The sequence below is a fragment of the Oleiphilus sp. HI0117 genome, assembly GCF_001635235.1.
This window is the reverse complement of record NZ_LWGA01001428.1, coordinates 1-1,089: the sequence shown is the minus strand read 5'-3', so window position 1 is coordinate 1,089 and position 1,089 is coordinate 1. Positions and strand designations below refer to the sequence as shown.

The following is a 1,089-nucleotide window of genomic DNA, read 5'->3' as shown; positions in this document are numbered from 1 at the left end:
AGTTTATACTCTTTCATCTGATAAAACGCTTCAGCCAGATCGAGGCTCAGTTGAATATCGTGCACCAGGAACTTCTCTTGCTCATTGCGCAGCATTTCAAACAACTCATAAGCTGCCAACTTCTGCCCCCGACCCAGTAAGAGTTCAAAAAACAAGTGACTATGCTGTTCCAGGCGAACCAGGTCTCGGCGCTCTAGCAATAGCGTATACAGCTGATGGACTCTCAAGTCAGACCGCTTTCCCTTGCCTTTCATACTGTTTTCCAAAAGAGACAAGGCTTTGGAAAAGTCACCATCTTTGATCGCGATATCTAAGTCAGCATTGATTCGTTGTGAGCTGTCAGTTGGCGTATTGTCTTGTTCGCTCTCAAGCGCTTTGACACTGCTCACCGATGAAAAGAATTCATAACGCTTTAAGACGTAACCCAAAACCGCAAACAGGGCTATAACAAAATATGCCGTCAGCAGCACACAAACCGGAGCAAAAGCAAAGGAGGGTAATACAGGGTGAAGCAAATCTGCGATCACCAATACGCTCAAATAGCTCATCGCAAAAAATGCAATCAAGCTGACATAAGATAAGTGCATCTTTTTAATAATGCTCATCCAACTAGGTGGAGCAGATCCATGGCCGCCTTGCCGTTTATCGCTATACAGCAGCATAAGCAATACACTGGGCAGAATCGATAAAACAAGTAACGCGTAGGTTAGGGCAAGCCAGCCACTAACATAATTCAGTAAAAGTATGGGGGGCGCAAAGCAAACGATTAATAGTCCGGTAATAATCAGGCTCGTCTTAGCCTGTTTAAAATCTAAAGCCGAGGCAATTCCTGGCACCCCCCCATTAAATGAGCTTGAACCTGTCGTCGATGATAAGCGAGTCGCCTTACTATAGCTCCGCGCTACCTGCACAGAGAAGTTCACAAGCACTAGAGACAAGATACTAGCAAGTAGCAGGGCGAATATCGCATTTAAGTGCATCGCTAGTGCACTAAGGCCTAACAACAAGGAAAGCAACAAAGCGTCTGTTTTAAATGGCAGACCGAAAAAACGCTGTTGCATTGACCAAAATGGAGGCATCTCGTGACGC

The 1,089-nt window shown here is 45.5% G+C and carries 1 protein-coding gene; it reads right to left on the bottom strand.

Annotated features, from left to right (window positions below; translation table 11 throughout):
• Positions 1-1,089 (bottom strand): hypothetical protein (locus A3757_RS27350; RefSeq protein ID WP_068740429.1); only part of this gene is annotated, 1,089 nt, incomplete at both ends.